16 protein-coding genes are annotated in these 20,083 nt (G+C 71.3%); 7 read left to right on the top strand and 9 right to left on the bottom strand.

Annotation, left to right across the window (positions count from 1 at the left end; genetic code table 11):
- Positions 1-45: 45 nt before the first annotated feature.
- Together AC07FV_RS19815 and AC07FV_RS19810 are read left to right on the top strand one after the other, a co-directional pair.
- On the top strand, positions 46-1,011 hold the full coding sequence (locus AC07FV_RS19815; protein ID WP_479088710.1) for an NUDIX hydrolase: 966 nt from the start codon (positions 46-48) through the stop codon (positions 1,009-1,011).
- Positions 1,008-1,850 carry an MBL fold metallo-hydrolase gene (locus AC07FV_RS19810; RefSeq protein ID WP_479088709.1) on the top strand — a complete coding sequence of 281 codons (843 nt, stop codon included), beginning with the start codon at positions 1,008-1,010 and terminating at the stop codon, positions 1,848-1,850. The genes AC07FV_RS19815 and AC07FV_RS19810 overlap by 4 nt, the downstream gene beginning before the upstream one ends.
- Before the next feature lie 9 nt (positions 1,851-1,859).
- Here AC07FV_RS19810 and AC07FV_RS19805 read toward each other — a convergent pair whose 3' ends face one another.
- A complete protein-coding gene (locus tag AC07FV_RS19805) occupies positions 1,860-2,534 on the bottom strand; it encodes a Crp/Fnr family transcriptional regulator (RefSeq protein ID WP_003975365.1) in 675 nt (224 codons plus the stop codon).
- Between the two features lie 369 nt (positions 2,535-2,903).
- Here AC07FV_RS19805 and nth point away from each other — a divergent pair, with 369 nt between their 5' ends.
- Genes nth through AC07FV_RS19790 form a run of 3 tightly spaced genes read left to right on the top strand, consistent with a single transcriptional unit; the run spans position 2,904 to position 6,134 of the window.
- Positions 2,904-4,076, top strand: coding sequence for an endonuclease III (nth, locus tag AC07FV_RS19800; RefSeq protein WP_479088708.1), 1,173 nt, complete (start codon positions 2,904-2,906; stop codon positions 4,074-4,076).
- Between the two features lie 52 nt (positions 4,077-4,128).
- On the top strand, positions 4,129-4,887 hold the full coding sequence (locus AC07FV_RS19795) for an NUDIX hydrolase (protein WP_479088707.1): 759 nt from the start codon (positions 4,129-4,131) through the stop codon (positions 4,885-4,887).
- A 47-nt stretch (positions 4,888-4,934) separates the two neighbouring features.
- The gene (locus AC07FV_RS19790; RefSeq protein WP_479088706.1) at positions 4,935-6,134 is read left to right on the top strand and encodes a MarP family serine protease; all 1,200 of its coding nucleotides are present in this window, start codon (positions 4,935-4,937) and stop codon (positions 6,132-6,134) included.
- A 77-nt stretch (positions 6,135-6,211) separates the two neighbouring features.
- On the opposite strand, the gene AC07FV_RS19785 is transcribed toward AC07FV_RS19790, so the two are convergent.
- From AC07FV_RS19785 to AC07FV_RS19760, 6 genes are all read right to left on the bottom strand, one after another.
- Positions 6,212-6,397, bottom strand: coding sequence for a hypothetical protein (locus AC07FV_RS19785; RefSeq protein ID WP_383650215.1), 186 nt, complete (start codon positions 6,395-6,397; stop codon positions 6,212-6,214).
- 127 nt (positions 6,398-6,524) lie between these two features.
- Positions 6,525-7,478: an alpha/beta fold hydrolase gene (locus AC07FV_RS19780; protein WP_479088705.1), complete on the bottom strand. Its 954-nt coding sequence runs from the start codon at positions 7,476-7,478 to the stop codon at positions 6,525-6,527.
- Positions 7,475-7,963 (bottom strand): phage holin family protein, encoded by a 489-nt coding sequence (locus AC07FV_RS19775; protein ID WP_479088704.1) that lies wholly within the window; start codon positions 7,961-7,963, stop codon positions 7,475-7,477. The genes AC07FV_RS19780 and AC07FV_RS19775 overlap by 4 nt, the downstream gene beginning before the upstream one ends.
- 134 nt (positions 7,964-8,097) lie before the next feature.
- Entirely contained in the window at positions 8,098-9,522 is a 1,425-nt protein-coding gene (gene nhaA / locus AC07FV_RS19770) for a Na+/H+ antiporter NhaA (protein WP_479088703.1), read from the bottom strand.
- A 212-nt stretch (positions 9,523-9,734) separates the two neighbouring features.
- Positions 9,735-11,690 carry an acetate--CoA ligase gene (gene acs / locus AC07FV_RS19765; protein ID WP_479088702.1) on the bottom strand — a complete coding sequence of 652 codons (1,956 nt, stop codon included), beginning with the start codon at positions 11,688-11,690 and terminating at the stop codon, positions 9,735-9,737.
- 240 nt (positions 11,691-11,930) lie between these two features.
- Positions 11,931-14,495 carry a SulP family inorganic anion transporter gene (locus AC07FV_RS19760; protein ID WP_479088701.1) on the bottom strand — a complete coding sequence of 855 codons (2,565 nt, stop codon included), beginning with the start codon at positions 14,493-14,495 and terminating at the stop codon, positions 11,931-11,933.
- Between the two features lie 377 nt (positions 14,496-14,872).
- Between AC07FV_RS19760 and AC07FV_RS19755 the strand changes: the two genes are divergently transcribed.
- The gene (locus AC07FV_RS19755) at positions 14,873-16,156 is read left to right on the top strand and encodes a polysaccharide deacetylase family protein (protein ID WP_479088700.1); all 1,284 of its coding nucleotides are present in this window, start codon (positions 14,873-14,875) and stop codon (positions 16,154-16,156) included.
- 28 nt (positions 16,157-16,184) lie between these two features.
- Here AC07FV_RS19755 and AC07FV_RS19750 read toward each other — a convergent pair whose 3' ends face one another.
- A complete protein-coding gene (locus tag AC07FV_RS19750) occupies positions 16,185-17,165 on the bottom strand; it encodes an ATP-binding protein (protein ID WP_479088699.1) in 981 nt (326 codons plus the stop codon).
- Between the two features lie 111 nt (positions 17,166-17,276).
- Here AC07FV_RS19750 and AC07FV_RS19745 point away from each other — a divergent pair, with 111 nt between their 5' ends.
- The gene (locus AC07FV_RS19745; RefSeq protein WP_479088698.1) at positions 17,277-18,101 is read left to right on the top strand and encodes a Fic family protein; all 825 of its coding nucleotides are present in this window, start codon (positions 17,277-17,279) and stop codon (positions 18,099-18,101) included.
- Positions 18,102-18,460: 359 nt separating this feature from the next.
- Here the strand turns inward: AC07FV_RS19745 and AC07FV_RS19740 are convergent, their stop codons facing one another.
- Positions 18,461-19,375, bottom strand: coding sequence for an HAD family hydrolase (locus AC07FV_RS19740; protein ID WP_479088697.1), 915 nt, complete (start codon positions 19,373-19,375; stop codon positions 18,461-18,463).
- Between the last annotated feature and the right edge of the window lie 708 nt (positions 19,376-20,083).

Raw genomic sequence — 20,083 nt, 5'->3', positions numbered from 1 at the left:
CGGGGGCCACTCGAACATCCGCCCGTCACCGGATAGCCTCCGGCCATGGCGAATGGTCAGTGGTATCCCCCGGAGTGGCCGGACCGCATCCGCGCGCTGGCGGCCGGCACCCTCACGCCGGTCACGCCGAGGCGAGCGGCCACCGTCATGCTCCTGAAGGACACCGGGGCCGGCCCCGCCGTCCACATGCTGCGCCGCAGCACGTCCATGGCGTTCGCCGGGGGCGCGTACGCCTATCCGGGTGGCGGGGTCGACCCGCGCGACGACGACCGCGCCATCGGCTGGGCGGGCCCCACGCGCGCGTGGTGGGCGGACCGGCTCGGCGTCGACGAGGCGGCGGCCCAGGCGATCGTCTGCGCGGCCGTACGGGAGACGTACGAGGAGGCGGGCGTCCTGCTGGCCGGGCCGACCGGGGACGCGGTGGTCGGCGACACCACGGGCGCGGACTGGGAGGCCGACCGGGCCGCCCTGGTCGCCCGTGAGCTGTCCTTCGCGGAGTTCCTGGACCGCAGGGGCCTCGTCCTGCGGTCCGACCTGCTGGGCGCCTGGGCGCGCTGGATCACCCCGGAGTTCGAGTCCCGGCGCTACGACACGTGGTTCTTCGTGGCCGTCCTCCCCGAGGGGCAGCGCACCCGCAACGCCTCCACGGAGGCCGACCGCACGGTGTGGATCACCCCGGCGGAGGCGACCGCCGGGTACGACAAGGGCGAGCTGCTGATGATGCCGCCGACCGTGGCGACGCTGCGCGCGTTGTCGGCGTGCGGTACGGCGGCCGGGGCGCTCGCGTCGGCTCCGGGCCGCGACATGACGCCGGTACTGGCCGAGGCGCGGCTGGCCGGTGACGAGATCGTGCTCTCCTGGCCGGGGCACGACGAGTTCACCAAGCACGTCCCGCCGACGGCGTCACCCGCCGGCCCGCTGCCTTCCGGGGCTCCGGACGGCCCCGCCGGACCCGGCGGCGGCCCGGCACCGGCCACACCTTCCGACCCGACCGGGGGAGCCCCCGCATGACGGACGCAAGCGCACTGCCCGGCCAGCCGAGGGGCGGTGTCCTCTCGGGACCCGCCACCCCGCGCGCGGTCAACGTCCTGGCGCCCAACGCCTCCGCGATGACCCTGGACGGGACGAACACCTGGATCGTCGCCGAGCCCGACTCCGACCTGGCCGTCGTGGTCGACCCGGGCCCGCTGGACGACACCCACCTGCGGCACGTCGTCGACACGGCCGAGCGGGCGGGCAGGCGGGTCGCCCTCACCCTGCTGACGCACGGTCACCCGGACCACGCGGAGGGCGCCGCGCGCTTCGCCGAGCTGACGCGGACGAACGTACGGGCCCTGGACCCGGCGCTGCGACTGGGCGAGGAGGGCCTGGCCGCCGGTGACGTGATCGAGGTCGGCGGCCTGGAGCTGCGGGTCGTATCGACCCCGGGGCACACGGCCGACTCGCTGTGCTTCCATCTCCCGGCCGACGGGGCGGTCCTGACGGGCGACACGATCCTGGGCCGCGGTACGACGGTGGTGGCCCATCCCGACGGGCGTCTCGGCGACTACCTGGACTCACTGCGCAGGCTCAGGTCGCTCACCGCCGACGACGGGGTGCACACGGTGCTCCCGGGTCACGGCCCGGTCCTGGACGACGCCCAGGGCGCCGTCGAGTACTACCTCGCGCACCGCGCCCACCGCCTCGCCCAGGTCGAGACGGCGGTGGAGGACGGCTACCGGACGCCGGGCGAGGTCGTCGCCCGCGTGTACGCGGACGTCGACCGGTCGCTGTGGCCGGCGGCGGAGCTGTCGGTGCGGGCGCAGCTGGAGTACCTGGGCGAGCACGGGCTCATCCAGCTGCCGGACTGACGTCGTCCCTCAACGGGAGCGCTTGGCGAGCCGCTCCACGTCCAGCAGGATCACCGCGCGGGCCTCCAGCCGGAGCCAGCCGCGCTGGGCGAAGTCCGCCAGCGCCTTGTTGACCGTCTCGCGGGACGCGCCGACCAGCTGGGCCAGCTCCTCCTGCGTCAGGTCGTGCACGACGTGGATGCCCTCCTCGGACTGCACGCCGAAACGGCGGGACAGGTCCAGCAGGGCGCGCGCGACACGGCCGGGCACGTCCGAGAAGACGAGGTCGGACATGGCGTCGTTGGTCTTGCGCAGGCGGCGCGCGACGGCACGCAGCAGGGCGGTGGCGACCTCGGGGCGGACGTTCAGCCAGGGCTGGAGGTCGCCGTGGCCGAGGGCGAGGAGCTTGACCTCGGTGAGCGCGGTGCCGGTCGCCGTGCGCGGACCCGGGTCGAAGAGCGACAGCTCACCGATCAGCTCGCTGGGGCCGACGACCGCCAGCATGTTCTCGCGCCCGTCGGGGGAGGTGCGGTGGAGCTTGACCTTGCCCTCCGTGACCACATAGAGGCGGTCTCCGGGGTCCCCCTCGTGGAACAGCGTGTCGCCGCGGGCGAGGGTCACCTCACTCATGGAGGCGCGGAGCTCCGCGGATTGCTCGTCGTCGAGCGCCGCGAAGAGCGGGTTGCGCCGCAGAACGTCGTCCACGAGTTCTCTCCTTGTCGACCGGCTCAGAGGATCTTGTTCCCCCGGTGTACCAGGGGTCCGTGGTGCCCATTTTGCCGGACAGTCCAAACAGTGTGATCTGTCACAAGGATGCCGCACTGGTGTCCTGGGGTACGCGGCAGGGGTCCAATTGGGCGCCGATCTTCGGGGTCCGGGGCGGATGTCGGTACCGGGCCGTAGGCTGGCCGGGTGTCCAAAACGCCGGTGAGAGCACAGGCCGAGGGGGCTGCGCGGGTGGGTGTACGTCGTGATTCCGCTGTGGGCGAACAGGGCCCCGATGGCGGTAGGAAAACGGCGAAAGCGACAAAGAGGGCGGCGCCTGCCAAGAGGGTGACCGCGGAGAAGGGTGCCGTGAAGAAGAACGCCGACAACGACCCGGTGCCCGCCGAGGACACGCAGGCCTCCGCCCGTCGGGCGACGCCCGCGAAGAGCCCGAACGCCGCGAAGAAGGCGACCGCCGCGAAGACGCCGACCGCCGCGCGGAAGGCGACCACCGCGAAGAAGGCCGCGACTGGGAAGAAGACCGCGGGTGCGGCGAAGAAGGCGGCCCCCGCGAAGAAGGCGGCCCCCGCCGAAACCGCAGCGCCCGCCAAGAAGGCCGCCCCCAAGAAGAAGGCGGCCCTCGCCAAGGGGCAGGCCCCCCTCAAGAGGCAGGCCCCCGCCAAGAAGCCCGACGTCGCCCCCAAGAAGGCCACCGCCGCCGTCGAGGGCGTCGCCCCGGCGAAGACCGTCGCCGCGAAGCCGCCGCGCGCGGAGTCCCGTACCGCCCTGGTCCGCAGGGCCCGCCGTATCGACCGCGAGCTCGCGGAGGTCTACCCGTACGCCCACCCGGAGCTGGACTTCGAGAACCCGTTCCAGCTCGTCGTGGCCACGGTGCTGTCCGCTCAGACCACCGACCTGCGCGTCAACCAGACGACGCCCGCCCTCTTCGCGAAGTACCCCACCCCCGAGGACCTGGCCGCCGCCGACCCCGAGGAGGTCGAGGAGATCCTGCGCCCGACCGGCTTCTTCCGGGCCAAGACCAGGTCGGTCATAGGGCTCTCCAAGGCCCTGGCGGAGGACTTCGGCGGCGAGGTCCCCGGCCGCCTCGCCGACCTCGTCAAACTGCCCGGCGTCGGCCGCAAGACCGCCTTCGTCGTGCTGGGCAACGCCTTCGGCCGACCGGGCATCACCGTGGACACCCACTTCCAGCGCCTGGTGCGCCGCTGGCAGTGGACCGACGAGACCGACCCGGACAAGATCGAGGCCGCGGTCGGCGCGCTCTTCCCCAGGAGCGACTGGACCGACCTCTCCCACCACGTGATCTGGCACGGCCGCCGGATCTGCCACGCCCGCAAGCCCGCGTGCGGCGCCTGCCCCATCGCCCCGCTCTGCCCGGCCTACGGGGAGGGCGAGACCGACCCGGAGAAGGCGGTGAAGCTGCTGAAGTACGAGAAGGGCGGCTTCCCCGGCCAGCGCCTGAACCCCCCGCAGGCCTACCTGGACGCGGGCGGCACCCCGGCGCCTCCGCTGGGGGCCGGGTGACGGAACGATGTCGGGGGCGTCGGGCGTTGGAGTCGGCAGGACGGGGGTGGAGATGACACGGGCGAGCGACACACAGGGCCACACTCGGAGTTCGATGCTCAGCAAGGAGGGCCTGCCCGGCTGGCTGGACCCGGTGGCGCGGGCCGCCGAGACGGTGCGGCCCCGGCAGCTGAGCCGCTTCCTGCCGCCGGAGGACGGCGCCGGCCGTCAGTCCGCCGTGCTGATCCTGTTCGGCGGGGGCGAGGGCCAGGGGGAGAGCGCGGGCGAGAGCGCCGCGCAGGACGGGCGCGGCGGGGCGGGCCGCGGGCCCGAGCTGCTGCTCATGGAGCGGGCGGGCACGCTGCGCTCCCACGCCGGCCAGCCGGCCTTCCCGGGCGGCGCGCTCGATCCCGAGGACGGTGATCCCCAGGGCGAGGGGCCGCTGCGGGCCGCCCTGCGCGAGGCCGAGGAGGAGACCGGGCTCGACCCGGCCGGTGTGCAGCTCTTCGGCGTCCTGCCGAGGCTGTACATCCCGGTGAGCGGCTTCGTCGTCACACCGGTCCTGGCCTGGTGGCGCGAGCCCTCCCCGGTCGGCGCCGTCGATCCGAACGAGACGGCGCGGGTCTTCACCGTCCCCGTGGCGGATCTCACGGACCCCACCAACCGGGTCACCAGCGTCCACCCCAGCGGCCACCGTGGCCCGGCATTCCTGGTCGAATCGACGCTCGTCTGGGGCTTCACCGCCGGTGTCATCGACCGGCTGCTGCACTTCGCGGGCTGGGAGCTGCCCTGGGACAGGGAGAAGCAGGTCCCGCTGGACTGGCGGTCATGACAGGGTGACTCGTGTGAGCGTAGGACGACGAGGCGGGGCCTGAATCGGTGAACGTGCTGGACATCCTGTTGCTGCTGGCCGCCGTCTGGTTCGCGATCGTCGGATACCGCCAGGGCTTCGTCGTCGGCATCCTGTCGGTGGTCGGGTTCCTCGGCGGTGGCCTCATCGCCGTCTCCCTGTTGCCGGTCGTCTGGGACGCCCTGACGGACAACGCCGAGGTGAGCACGACCGCCGCTGTCGTCGCGGTCGTCGTGGTCATCGTCTGCGCCTCCGTCGGCCAGGCCCTGACCACCCACCTCGGCAACAAGCTGCGCCGCTACATCACCTGGTCCCCGGCCCGCGCCCTGGACGCCACCGGTGGCGCCCTGGTCAACGTCGTCGCGATGCTGCTGGTCGCCTGGCTGATCGGGTCCGCGCTCGCGCAGACGACGATGCCGACGATCGGCAAGGAGGTGCGGCAGTCGCAGGTGCTGCTGGGCGTGCAGGAGGCGCTGCCCGAGCAGGCCGACACCTGGTTCGACGACTTCACCTCCGTCCTCGCCAGGAACGGCTTCCCGCAGGTCTTCAGCCCGTTCGCCAACGAACCGATCACCGAGGTCCAGCCGCCCGACCCGGCCCTGGCGAACAACCCGGTCGCCACCCGTGCCAAGCGCTCCATCGTCAAGGTCATGGGCACCGCCCCCGACTGCGGCAAGGTCCTGGAGGGCACCGGCTTCGTCTTCGCCGACCGCCGGATCATGACCAACGCGCACGTGGTGGGCGGCGTCGACGAACCCACGGTGCAGATAGGCGGCGAGGGCAGGAAGTACGACGCGACGGTCGTCCTCTACGACTGGCGGCGCGACATCGCCGTACTGGACGTGCCGGAACTGCGTGCGCCCGCCCTGCGGTTCACGGACGAGGATGCCGCCCGTGACGACGGAGCGATCGTCGCCGGCTTCCCGGAGAACGGGGCGTACGACGTCCGCGCGGCGCGCGTGCGCGGGCGCATCACGGCCAGCGGTCCGGACATCTACCACCGCGACAGCGTCCGCCGCGACGTCTACTCGCTCTTCGCGACCGTCCGTCAGGGCAACTCGGGTGGCCCGCTGCTGACCCCCGAGGGCGAGGTCTACGGCGTGGTCTTCGCCAAGTCCCTGGACGACGCCGAGACCGGGTACGCGCTCACCGTGGACGAGATCCGCGAGGACATCGACCTGGGCCGCACCGCCAACCAGCAGGTGGACAGCGACAGCTGCGCACTCTAGAAGCCGGTCGGCCGTACCGCCCGGCGCCGTGCGGCGGCCGGGCGCTCAGCCCTGGGGGAGTCGGCGCGGCCCGGTGCTCAGCCGCGTGGATGGCGAATGCGTACGGAGACCCAGCGGGCCCGGCGGCGCAGGATGCGCGGAATGCCCACCCGTGGGTCCGCACCCGCCAGTTGCGGGGTGCCGCCTCGTCGGTGGGTGCTGCTCACGCCGCTCGTGGAGCGGCCGTCGCGTGCTACGTCACTGTAGTCGTGCGTCCAGCCCATACACCGACGTCTGCCCCCGCCCCAAGGTCGATAACCGTTCTCGGGGCGCCCAATTGGCCTATGCGCCGGGCAAGTGGCCGTTCATGCGACAAGCGTTCCGGTTCGGGTACCGGGCGCGTTCGTTCGGTCACCGATCGGGTTCGGGATCCTTCAGCCAGTTGATCAGTTCGGTGGAGAAGGCGACCGGGTCCTCTTCGTGAGGGAAGTGCCCGAGACCGTCGAACAGCCGCCAGCGGTAGGGCGCTTCGACGTACTGCCCGGACCCGGCGGCGCTGCGCGTCCGCATCACGGGGTCCAACGATCCGTGCAGGTGCAGCGTAGGCACCCGCACCGGCCGCTTCATGCGGCGGTAGAACTGGATGCCGTCGGGACGCGCCAGGGAACGCACCATCCAGCGGTACGGCTCGACGGAGCAGTGCGCCGTGGAGGGGATGCACATGGCGCGCCGGTAGGCGTCGACCGCGTCCTCGTCCAACGGGCGCGGCCCCGACCAGTCCTGGATCAGCCGCCCGACCAGCGCGCCGTCATCGGCGGTGAGTTGACGCTCCGGGATCCAGGGGCGCTGGAAACCCCAGATGTAGGAGCCCGCCCGGGTCTGCCGGACGTCCCCGAGCATGGCCGAGCGCCAGCGCCGGGGGTGCGGCATCGAGGAGACCGCGAGCCGCCGCACCAGCTTGGGCCGCATCGCGGCGGCCGTCCAGGCCAGGTAGCCGCCCAGGTCGTGCCCGACCAGCGCGGCGTCCGGCTCGCCGAGCGAGCGCACCACGCCGGTGATGTCCAGGGCGAGACCGGCCGGGTCGTAGCCGCGCGGGGTGCGGTCGCTGCCGCCGACGCCGCGCAGGTCCATGGCGACGGCACGGAAACCCGCGTCCGCCAGCGCCGTCAACTGGTGCCGCCAGGTCCACCAGAACTGCGGGAAGCCGTGCAGCAGCAGCACCAGCGGTCCGTCGCCCAGCTCCGCGATGTGGAAGCGGGCGCCGTTGGCGGCGACGTCCCGGTGGATCACCTCGTGACCCCCGGGGATGTCGAGGCGTACGACCGAGGTGGGGTTCTGCGCCGGTGGAGTGGCGGGATCCGTCATGAGGACGAGCGTGCCACAGCCTCGATGGCTTCGGGGGACCGGTCCGCGGGCAGCTCCGGGCGCGGGTGCGGCTTGGCGTTCTGAAGGACGCCCGCCGACTGCTTCACGGACGCGGCGACCTTCTGCGGGCCCCTGCCCTTCTTGGCCTTCTTGGCGAAGACGATGCCGATCAGCGCGAGGAGGGCCGCGACCAGGACGTTCGCCGCGAAGGACAGCAGGAAGCAGACCGCCATGTTCCAGCCGCTCCAGGTCCGGATGCCGTAGGCCAGCGCGAAGCTCAGCATCGGGAGCGAGAACAGGAGGACCGCCCCGGCCGCCGAGAACGCGCCGCCGCTCGTCGCCCCGCGCTTGACGTCCTGCCTCAGCTGCGCCTTGGCCAGCGCGATCTCGTCGTGCACGAGCGCCGACAAGTCGGTGGTCGCCGAGGCGAACAGCTGGCCGATGCTGCGTTCGGTGCCGACCGGGCTGCCGTCGGGTGCGCTCATCGCGGTCTCCCTCTTCTGCTGACTCGTCTGCGTACGTTCTGCCGGTGTCTGCGGACGGTCCCGTGGCCCGGCGTGCGCTGCCCGTCCACTGCGGCACGACCGCGTACGGTCCGTCTTTGTACCGTCTCGTCAGATCATGCCGGACCGCTGCCCTCATCGCCTGCCCCGCCCTGTACTTCGGCAAGCCGCGCCGCCTCCATCTCCTCGGCGATCCGGCGGTGCTCGGCCGCCTTCCGCTCGTAGATCGCGGCCACGCGCAGGTGGTACGCGGGGTCGTCCTGCTCGTAGACGTCCGGCACGCCGCTGGCGTCCTCGTCGCGCTCCTCGGCCTCGGTCATGCGCCGGTACTTGGCGTTCCGTACCTTCAGCAGCACCGTGGCGAGGAGCGCCGCGACGACGGAGCCCGTCAGGACCGCGGCCTTGACCTCGGCGGTCAGTGCCGCGTCGCCCTCGAAGGCCAGCTCCCCGATGAGCAGGGAGACGGTGAACCCGATGCCGGCCAGGGTCGCCACCGCGAACACGTCGGCCCACGCGAGGTCGTCGCTGAGCGAGGCCCTGGTGAAACGTGCCGTCAGCCAGGTGCCGCCGAAGATGCCGAGCGTCTTGCCGACCACGAGCCCGAGCACCACGCCGAGGGTCTCCGGCCGGGTGAACACGTCGGCCAGCGCCCCGCCCGACAGCGAGACACCCGCGCTGAACAGCGCGAACAGCGGCACCGCCAGGCCCGCCGACAGGGGGCGCACGAGGTGCTCGATGTGCTCGCCGGGGGAGTGCCGCTCGCCCTCGCGGGTGTGGCAGCGCAGCATCAGGCCCATCGCGACGCCGGCGATGGTGGCGTGGACGCCGCTGTTGTACATCAGCGCCCAGATCACCAGGCCGAGCGGGACGTACACGTACCAGCCGCGCACGCCCTTGCGCAGCAGCAGCCAGAAGACGGCGAGGCCGACGACCGCGCCGCCGAGCGCGGCGAAGTCGAGGCTCTCGGTGAAGAAGACGGCGATGATCAGGATCGCGAACAGGTCGTCGACGACGGCGAGCGTCAGCAGGAAGGCGCGCAGGGCGCTGGGCAGGGACGTGCCGATGACGGCGAGCACGGCCAGCGCGAAGGCGATGTCGGTGGCGGTGGGCACGGCCCAGCCGGCCAGCGAGCCGCCGCCGGCGGTGCTGGTGATCGTGTACACCACCGCGGGGACGGCCATGCCGCACAGGGCCGCCACCACGGGCAGCGCGGCGGCTTTCGGGTCCTTCAGGTCACCGGCGACCAGCTCACGCTTCAGCTCGATGCCGGCGACGAAGAAGAAGATCGCTAGCAGTCCGTCGGCGGCCCAGTGCGCGACCGACAGGTTCAGACCGAGGGCCTCGGGGCCGAAGTGGAAGTGGCTGACGCTCTCGTAGCTGTCCTGGAGCGCCGGTATGTTCGCCCACGCCAGCGCGGCGACGGCGGCGACGAGCAGCAGGACACCGCCGACCGTCTCGGTGCGCAGCGCCTCCGCGACGTAGTTCCGCTCGGGGAGACTGAGTCGCCCGAAGGCCTTGCGGGGTGTCTGGGGGGCGGTCACGGGGAGAACCTCCGGTCGGTGGGCAGCACGGAACGCTTGCCGACCAGACTTCCCGGCACACCATGAGGATCTTGTTGGATCTCTTACGCGTTCCTTAGCCTACCTAAACTGCGGCGGACCTGCCGGGTGATCTCCGCGACGTCGCATATCGGGGCAGGTGCCACGAAGGGCACCCGGCACGGGGCTCGCCGGGTGCCCTCGCAACGGGTGGTTCAGTCCTCGCTCGGTGCCGCCGGGAGCTTCGTCTGGATGAGGTCCATGACGGTGGAGTCCGTCAGGGTGGTGACGTCCCCGAGCTGGCGGTTCTCCGCGACGTCGCGCAGGAGGCGGCGCATGATCTTGCCGGAGCGGGTCTTGGGCAGCTCGGCCACCGGGAGGACCCGCTTGGGCTTGGCGATCGGGCCGAGGGTGGCGCCGACGTGGTTGCGCAGGTCCGCGACGAGGTCCTCGGTCTCCGCCGCCGTGCCGCGCAGGATCACGAAGGCGACGATGGCCTGGCCGGTCGTCTCGTCCGCCGCGCCGACCACGGCCGCCTCGGCGACCGAGGGGTGGGAGACGAGGGCCGACTCGACCTCGGTGGTGGAGATGTTGTGCCCGGACACCAGCATCACGTCGTCGACGCGGCCGAGCAGCCAGATGTCACCGTCGTCGTCCTTCTTGGCGCCGTCCCCGGCGAAGTACTTGCCCTCGAAACGCGACCAGTACGTGTCGATGAACCGCTGGTCGTCGCCCCAGATGGTGCGCAGCATCGACGGCCACGGCTCGGTGAGGACCAGGTAGCCGCCCCCGCCGTTCGGCACCTCGTTGGCCTCGTCGTCGACGACGGTGGCGGAGATGCCGGGCAGCGCGCGCTGGGCGGAGCCGGGCTTGGCCTCGGTGACGCCCGGCAGCGGCGTGATCATCATCGCGCCGGTCTCGGTCTGCCACCAGGTGTCGACGACCGGGGTGGCGTCGGCGCCGATGTTCTTGCGGTACCAGATCCACGCCTCGGGGTTGATCGGCTCACCGACCGAGCCGAGGACCCGCAGCGAGGACAGGTCGAACTTCGCGGGGATGTCGTCGCCCCACTTCATGAACGTCCGGATCGCGGTGGGCGCCGTGTAGAGGATCGTCACGCCGTACTTCTGGACGATCTCCCAGAAGCGGCCCTGGTGCGGGGTGTCCGGGGTGCCCTCGTACATGACCTGCGTCGCGCCGTTGGCGAGCGGGCCGTAGACGATGTACGAGTGCCCGGTGACCCAGCCGACGTCGGCGGTGCACCAGTAGACGTCGGTCTCCGGCTTGAGGTCGAAGACGGCCCAGTGCGTGTACGCCGCCTGGGTGAGGTAGCCGCCGGAGGTGTGCAGGATGCCCTTGGGCTTCCCCGTGGTGCCGGAGGTGTAGAGGATGAACAGCGGGTTCTCGGCGTCGAACGCCTCGGGGGTGTGTTCCGTGGACTGGCGGTCGACCGTCTCGTGCCACCACTTGTCGCGGGCGTCGTCCCAGGCGACGTCCTGGCCGGTGCGGCGCACGACGAGGACGTGCTCGACGGTGCCGGCGCGCTCGACCGCCTCGTCCACGGCGGGCTTGAGGGCGGACGGCTTGCCGCGCCGGTAGCCGCCGTCGGAGGTGATGACGACGCGGGCGTCGGCGTCCTGGATGCGGGTCGCGAGCGCGTCCGCGGAGAAACCGCCGAAGACCACCGAGTGGGCGGCGCCGATCCGGGCGCAGGCCAGCATCGCGATCGCCGTCTCCGGGATCATCGGCATGTAGACGGCGACCCGGTCGCCCTTGCGGACGCCCAGTTCCAGCAGGGCGTTGGCGGCCTTGGAGACCTCGTCCTTCAGCTCGGCGTAGGTGACGGCGCGGCTGTCGCCGGGCTCGCCCTCGAAGTGGATGGCCACACGGTCGCCGTGACCGGCCTCCACGTGCCGGTCGACGCAGTTGTACGCGACGTTGAGCCTGCCGTCCTGGAACCACTTGGCGAACGGCGGGTTCGACCAGTCCAGCGTCTCGGTCGGCTCCTGCGCCCAGGTCAGCCGGCGGGCCTGCTCGGCCCAGAAGCCGAGCCTGTCAGCCTTGGCCTGTTCGTACGCCTCAGCCGTGACGTTGGCGTTCGCGGCCAGGTCAGCGGGCGGCGCGAAGCGTCGCTCCTCCTTCAAGAGGTTGGCCAGGCTTTCGTTGCTCACGACATCTCCCGTTCGCAGGGTTGTCCGTTGTGTCCCAGGCCACACCTCATCAGACCCGGGGGGCCGATGACAAGGGTCGACGGGCAATTGGTTTAGACCTGTCTGGTGATCACCCGTCTTCGTGACCAGTGGTCATTCGTACCCACGGACGCCGACGGCGCGGGGTTCAGCGTCTGTAACGACGCTCACACTCCCGCGCCTCGGCGGCCCGTACCCGCACAGCGGCCAGGGCGGTACTCGTCAGGCGGTCAGGTCGGTCTCCAACACCCGCTCGAAGACGCCGACTCCGGCCTCCTCGGCGAGCAGATACGCCTGGGCCTCGCCCACGTGGAAGTACATGCCGTGCAGTTCCAGGTCGCCCGTGTCCAGCGCCCGGGCGACCGCGTCGTGGGCACGCAGGTGCTCCAGCTGCTGGACCACGTTGGCCAGGCAGAGCTGCTCGGCCGCGTCGGCGGGACGGCGGCCGGCCAGCCTGGGCCGGGCGTCCTCGTCCACGGGGTTCTCGGGGATGCGCTCCAGGCTCGGCAGCCCGTGCCGCAGCCACCGCTTGAGCGGGGTCTGCGCGCCTCCCGGCTCGGCGCTGAGCAGCGCCTGCATGGCGCCGCACCCGGAGTGCCCGCACACCGTGATGGACCGCACCTTCAGCACGTCCACCGCGTACTCGATCGCGGCGGCCACCGAGTCGTCGCCGCTCTCCTCACCGGGCATCGGCACGAGGTTGCCCACATTGCGCACGACGAAGAGGTCACCGGGGCCACTGGAAGTGATCATCGAGGTGACCACCCGTGAGTCGGCGCAGGTCAGGAAGAGCTGGGAGGGCTGCTGCCCCTCACGGGCCAGTCGGGCCAGCTCCGGGCGCACCAAGGGGGCGGTGTTCCGCTGGAAGGCGCTGATGCCACGGGCCAGTTCGCGTCCGCTGGGGCCGCTCGGACCACTGGGTCTGCCGGACCCCTCGGGCCTGGCGGGTGCCTCGCGCCGACCGTCCGGTCCACCCGGAGCGACGGAACCGCTCGGTCCACCGGGGCCGTCCGGGCCGTGCGGTCCACTCACCCCATCCGGTCCGTCCAGTTCCTCCAGCCCCCCCAGTCCGTCCCGTTCATCCGGTCCGTTCACCGTGTTGGTGGTGCCGGTGGTGCCGGTGGCGGTGCCCTGCCGGCCGGAGCCGTCGGGTGACGTCACCCGCTGGGGGCGCTCGCACTGGTGGTTGCGCCAGGGCGTCCAGGGGCGGCAGCGGCAGCCCTCGGCATCGGCCGGTTCGGAGATGCGGGTGCCGGGCCGGCGGCCGGTGATGTCGACCGTTCCCCCCTGGGCGGTGTGCGTCTTCTGCCAGTCCTGCAAGGTCTCGAACGCCGCGTGGTCCATGAAGGAACCGTCCAGCTCCACCACGGCACTCGCACCGTGGGGCACCTGGTGCAGAACGCGGCTGAGCCGAGGCACCGCGAGGAACGTCAACTGGCCCCGGACGTGTACGTGGTGGACTCCCTCCGTCTGGTTGTGCGTGATCCGTGTGCGGGTCAGGCGGTGCAGGGCGACACCGACGGCCACGGCGATGCCCAGCGCGACACCCTCCAGGACGCCGAGGAACACCACGCCGCCGGTGGTGACGGCGTAGACCAGCACCTCACGGTGGCGGGTCACCGTGCGGATGTGGTTCAGCGACACCATCTTCAGGCCGACGGCCATGACCAGGGAGGCGAGCGCGGCGAGCGGGATGAGCTCCAGGGCCGGGACCAGCAGCAGTGTGGCGATCACTACGAGAACGCCGTGCAGCATCGTGGAGTTCCGGCTGACGGCGCCCGCCGCCACGTTCGCGGAACTCCGCACGGCCACACCGGCGATGGGCAGTCCGCCGAGTGACCCGGAGACGATGTTGGCGGCGCCCTGGCCGAGCAGCTCCCGGTCGAGGTCGGAGCGCTTGACGCGGCCGGTCAGGCCCGGTCGGGCGGCGACCAGCTTGTCCACGGCGACCGCGCCGAGCAGGGACTGCACGCTGCACACCAGCGTGGTGGTGAGGACCGCGGCGAGCAGGCCCAGCACCGGCCCTTCGGGCAGCGTGGCCAGGGCGTGGCTGCTCCAGGAGGGCAGGTCGACCTTGGGCAGGCGCAGCCCCGCGAAGGCCGCGACCGCGGTGGCACCCGCGACGGCGATCAGGGCGGCGGGGAGTCTGCCCAGGAGCCGGCCGGCGCGTCCGGGCACCCGCGGCCAGAGCAGCAGCAGGCTCAGCGTCAGTGCGCTCACCGCGACGTCGGCGGGGCGCAGGTTCGCCAACTGGGCGGGCAGGGCGACCAGGTTGTCGGGGACGGAGCTCTGTGGGGTGCCGCCGAGGACGATGTGCAACTGGGCGACGGCGATGGTGACGCCGATACCGGCGAGCATGCCGTGCACGATGGCGGGGCTGACGGCCAGCGCGGAGCGTGCCACGCGCAGGCAGCCGAGGCCGAGCTGGGCGAGCCCGGCGAGCACCGTGATGGCGCAGGTCGTACGCCATCCGTAGCGCTGGATGAGGTCGGCGGTGACCACGGTGAGGCCGGCGGCGGGGCCGCTGACCTGCAAGGGGCATCCGCCGAGCCACCCGGCGACGATCCCGCCCACCGCGGCCGCGACGAGGCCGGCCTGGAGGGGGGCGCCGGTGGCGAGGGCGATGCCCAGGGAGAGGGGGAGGGCGATCAGGAAGACCGCGATCGAGGCCGACAGGTCGGCGCCCGCGACGCGGAGGCGCCGGGGGCCGCCGGGCGGCGGGCTGTGCGGTGGGTGGACGTGTTCGGTCCGGGGCGAATCGGCTCGGGCGGGGACGCAGGCTGACATGTTTCCCGTCTCCTCCGGGGCTGCGCGGTCGCGGTCATGGACGGTCCCCCGCGGACGGGGGCGGGTCGCGGCCGTTTGTCACGGCGTACAGCGGCGGGATGCCGGGCGCTCGGTGAGTACTCGGCGGGCATCGATGAGCACCTGTGATAGCGCTCAGTAAACAGATCGTAATTCAGAGTAAAGATGAGGCATAGACTTTTCGCGCAAATGGAGTATTAGGTCGCTCTACCGGGTGAATCGCGTATTTCATCGGCTTGTCGTATTAATTCCTTCTCGGTCTCGTGCCACCTTGACGGCGCTGACGGCACGTCCCGGCTCAGCACCCGACATCGCCCTCGTCGGCGTGGGCCCGAGAGAAGGAAGAAGGTGGGCGGAACATGGCCGCCACCCACAGGATCGCCGCGCGCACCGCGATCGCGGCCGCGGTCTGCGCCGCGTCGCTCGCCGGTTGCGCGATCGGCAGCGGCACCGGTTCCGATGAAGGGACGAAAGGTCCGCACAAGGAGAAGGGAGAGCCGGCGCCCGCGCCGAAGAACGTGGTCCGGCTGATCGGCGACGGCTCCACCGCGTACACCGGAGCCCAGCCTCACCTGCCGCGGCCCGAACGCCTCAAGCCCGGTCAGAAGCCCCCGCAGTTCGTGGTGTTCTCCTGGGACGGCGCGGGCGAGGACAGCCAGCGGCTGTTCTCCCACTTCCGCGAAGTGGCCAAGGAGAACAACGCGACGATGACCTACTTCCTGAGCGGCGTGTACCTGCTGCCCCAGGAGGAGCGGGACCTCTACCGGCCGCCGCAGCACTCTCCGGGCCGCTCCGACATCGGCTTCAACGACGAGCAGGGCATCGCCGACACCGTCAAGCAGCTACGGCTCGCCTGGCAGGAGGGCAACGAGATCGGCACCCACTTCAACGGGCACTTCTGCGGTGCCGGCGGTGGGGTCGGCGAGTGGTCCGTCGAGGAGTGGAAGGACGAGATCGGCCAGGCCAAGCAGTTCGTCAAGTCCTGGAAGACCACCACGGGCATGAAGAACGCCGCGCCCCTCCCCTTCGACTACGACAAGGAGCTGATCGGCGCCCGGACCCCGTGCCTGGAGGGTCAGGAGAACTTCGTGAAGGCCGCGGGCGAGATGGGGTTCCGCTACGACAGCAGCGGCGTCAACAACCAGGTCTGGCCGAAGAAGAAGCAGGGCCTGTGGGACGTGTCGATGCAGCTCGTGCCGTTCCCCGGGCACACCTTCGAGCAGCTCACCATGGACTACAACTTCATGGTCAACCAGTCGGGCACCACCACCCAGGGCGATCCGGCCAAGCACGAGTTCTGGGGCGACCAGATGCGCGACGGCCTGCTCCAGGGCTTCCAGCGGGCCTACGACGGCAACCGCGCGCCCCTGATCATCGGAAACCACTTCGAGTCGTGGAACGGCGGCACCTACATGCGTGCCATCGAGGAGGTCATCGAAGGGGTGTGCACGAAGGACGAGGTCCGCTGCGTCTCCTTCCGGCAGCTCGTGGACTGGCTGGACGCCCAGGACCCGAAGGTGCTGAAGAAGCTGCGCACACTGGGCGTCGGTGAGGCTCCCGAGAAGGGCTGGGCCTCCTTCCTCTCGGCCGGTCCCGCGCCGGCGCCGAAGGGCGTCCCCGGGGCGCCGGCCGACCGGCGGTAGCCGACCGGCGGACCCGGCGAGGGAGGCGTCACGCCGGAGCGACGACTCCCTCGCCGAGGACGAACCCGGGATCGACCTGCGCCGCCAGGTCGGCCCCGGTCCGCTCGTTGCCCCAGCTCCGGGCGTTTTTCAGGTGGAAGTGGATCATCTGCTGCGTGTAGCGCTCCCGGTCCCGCAGCCCGTACGTCGCCTCCACCGCCGAGTGCAGAGTGCGCAGCGCCCGCCGGTTGGTGTCCTCCAGGAGCGCGAACCGGGGCGGCCGGCCCTTCTCCATCGCCCGCACCCAGTCCGAGTGCCCGACGGTCGTCAGGAGGTCCTCTCCGACCTGCTCGCGCAGGAAGTCGAGGTCGTCGGGCCCCTGGACCTTGTTGCCGACGACCTTCAGGGCGACGCCGAAGTCGCGGGCGTACTCCTTGTACTGGCGATAGACGGAGACCCCCTTCCGGGTCGGCTCGGCGACCAGGAACGTGAGGTCGAAGCGGGTGAACATGCCGGAGGCGAAGGAGTCCGAGCCGGCGGTCATGTCGACCACGACGAACTCGTCGGGTCCGTCGATCAGGTGGTTCAGGCACAGCTCCACCGCTCCGGTCTTGGAGTGGTAGCAGGCGACTCCCAGGTCGGCGTCCGTGAAGGACCCGGTGACCATCAAACGGACGGTCCCGCCGTCGAGTTCCACCGGCCGGGCGCAGGTGTCGTAGACCGGGTTGTCCTCGCGCACCCGCAGCAGGCGCGAGCCCTCTCCGGGGGGTGTCGTCTTGATCATCTTCTCGGACGAGACGATGCGCGGGTTCGTGCCGCGCAGGTAGTCCTTGATCAGCGGCAGGTGGTCGCCCATCGCGGGCAGTCCGGCCGCCTCCGACTCGTCGAGGCCCAGCGCGGCGCCCAGGTGCTGGTTGATGTCGGCGTCGATCGCGACGACGGGCGCACCTGCGGCGGCGAGGTGGCGGACGAACAGGGAGGACAGGGTCGTCTTGCCGCTGCCGCCCTTCCCGACGAAAGCAATTTTCATGTTCACCAAGGGTAGTGGAGCGATAGCTGTACGTGGCACGCGAGCCTGTCCCCACGTGAAGAAGACCACTCATTCGTGGGGCGCGGCGCCGGGGTGCGTAGGGTCGTACCCATGAGTACGACAGGCGCGACCGCCGATCCGCTCGCGGCCCTGGGTGCACTGCCCGGCGTGGCCGAGTCCGTGGAGTCCGTGCGCAAGGCCGTGGACCGGGTCTACGGCCACCGGATCATGCGGCGCCGCAGTCATGCCGTCACGTCCGAAGCGGCCCTGCGCGGTGCCCGGGGTTCGGCGGCGCTGTCGGGGGCGGACTGGGCCCTGGAGGAGGTCCGCCGGCGCTCCGACTTCAGCGGCGACGAGGAGGCGCGTGCGGTGGGTGCGGCCCTTCGGCTCACCGCGGAGGCGGGGCAGCTGCTGTCCATCTGGCGTCAGTCGCCGCTGCGGGTGCTGGCCCGGCTGCACCTGGTGGCGTCCGCGGACCACGGCGACCAGGTGGGGCGGCCCCGGCAGGCGGGCGAGCCGGTGGACGAGCCGCTCGTCGAGCTGCCGCTGCCGGACGCCGGGGAGGCGCACGGCCGTCTGGAGGGGCTCGCCGGGCTGGTCAGGGCGGGCGGTTCCGCGCCGGCACTGGTGACGGCCGCGGTCGTGCACGGTGAGCTGATGGCGCTGCGTCCCTTCACGACGAACAACGGCCTGGTCGCGCGCGCGGCGGAGCGCATCGTGCTGATCAACAGCGGGCTGGACCCGAAATCGGTCTGCCCGGCCGAGGTCGGTCATGCGGAGCTGGGCCGCGCGGCCTACCTGGCGGCGCTGGACGGCTACGTCTCCGGTACCCCGGACGGCATGGCCGCCTGGATCGCCCACTGCGGCCGGGCGGTCGAACTGGGGGCGCGTGAGTCTACGGCGGTGTGCGAGGCGCTCCAGCGCGGGGCGGCCTGACCCCGGAACACACGAAATGCGGCGGTACGAGGATTCGTACCGCCGCTGGCATGTCCACCCGGTTACCAAGCGTCCTCGATATGTGCCCATCAGGTCGGGTACCTCGCCCGTGCCCTGGTGCGGCTGGCCCGTAATCGACGGGTCGACGTCGCGTGGGTGCCCGGTGTGCATGCTCGGTCCGTGGGGCCAAATGCGTTCTTAAGGTGATCCTTTCGGATGTCCTTGGTCTCGCGGGCCGTTGACTCCTTTGTACTCCTGAGCGGGAACAAGCGGAAGTGGTGCCCGCACTTCTTTACTTTTGCGCTCATACGCGGGTGAAAGAGGCGGGAAGGCCCGTGCGCGGGGAAGCGGCCGTCTGGTCAGGCCGCCGGAGACGGGGCGGTCCGCCGGGGGCGGGGCAGGCCCCGGGTCGGGTCGCCGGGAACGGGTCGCGCCGCCGGGGACCGCCGTCGGCTCGCGTACCAGACGAGCCCGGCGGTGGCCGCCGCTGCCCCGATCGCGGCGGCGGCGACCAGCGCCGGGCGCGGCGGCACGGAGAAGCCCCGGACCCGCTGCTTGAGCCGTACCGGACGATGGAAGTCGAGAATCGGCCACTCGCGCGCGAGAGCCTCACGGCGCAGCGTCCGGTCCGGGTTCACCGCGTGGGGGTGGCCGACGGACTCCAGCATCGGCAGGTCCGTCGCCGAGTCGCTGTACGCGTAGCAGCGCTTCAGGTCGTAACCCTCGGACTCGGCCAGCTCCCGGATCGCCTCGGCCTTGGTGGGACCGTACGCGTAGTACTCCACCTCGCCGGTGAAACAACCGTCGTGCCCCACGATCATGCGGGTCGCCACCACGCGGTCCGCGCCGAGCAGCTCACCGATCGGCTCGACCACCTCGGCACCCGAGGTGGAGACGATCACGACGTCGCGGCCGGCGGCGTGGTGCTCCTCGATCAGCGAGGCGGCCTCGTCGTAGATGATCGGGTCGATCAGGTCGTGCAGGGTCTCGGCGACGAGTTCCTTCACCAACTGGACGTTCCAGCCGCGGCACAGTGCGGAGAGGTACTCGCGCATCCGCTCCATCTGGTCGTGGTCGGCTCCGCCGGCGAGGAAGACGAACTGGGCGTATGCGGTACGCAGGACGGCCCTGCGGTTGATCAGCCCGCCTTGGTAGAAGGACTTGCTGAACGTGAGTGCGCTCGACTTCGCAATGACCGTCTTGTCCAGGTCAAAGAAGGCCGCTGTGCGAGGCATGGAGTGGGGCAAGGAGTGGTTTTCCACGACCCTGAGCATAGGCGCAGCCCATTCGGCGTAAGGTGGGGCGCGTGGGTTTGCCTGAGAAGCCTCTCGGGTACACCATGGAAGTCACGGATCGTTCGCGACCGTGCTAACCCGGTCCGACTCCTCCCCCCCCGAGTCGGCCGTGGAGACGACCCCCGCTCTCCCCCCCGGCGGGGGTCGTCGCATGTCCGGACGCGTTTTCCCGTCCTCATTCTGCTTCTGGCGCCGCGTGATGACGAGATCATCGGCAGTATTGTCATGCTCATGAACTGTGACGCTCGGTAGTCGACGGACTGCTCTGCGGAAGTCGTGCAGGGGGTCGAGTGGGGGTGGCCGGGCTCACTGGTTTGAGTGATGGCGATATTCACAACAGTCGGGTTGTCCACAGTTTTTGACCAAGATCCACACGATTTCCCGGATCACTGCACCGTCATTCCCATGCGTCCGGGCCGCGCCGAGTTCCACGGCCGGTTCCGTTTGCCGGACGCGTATGGCCGGGTTCGACCGACGTTCAAGTCGACGTCCATGTCGACGTTCCATGTCGACGTTCGAGTGGATTGTTCAAGTCGGGCGTTCAAGTGGGGCGTTGAAGTCGGGCGTCACTTCGGCCGTTCGGGTGGGGCCGGTCACCGGTTTCCACCCGGCTGGGACCGCGGGGCCGCAGGGGCCGCGCGAGAGACCACGAGATGTCGGACGCGACCGCGGAAGTCGCGACGACGG

The sequence above is a fragment of the Streptomyces sp. NPDC045956 genome, from assembly GCF_056430705.1.
Note: the sequence above shows the minus strand (reverse complement) of the source record. Positions and strands in the feature narration are given on the sequence as shown.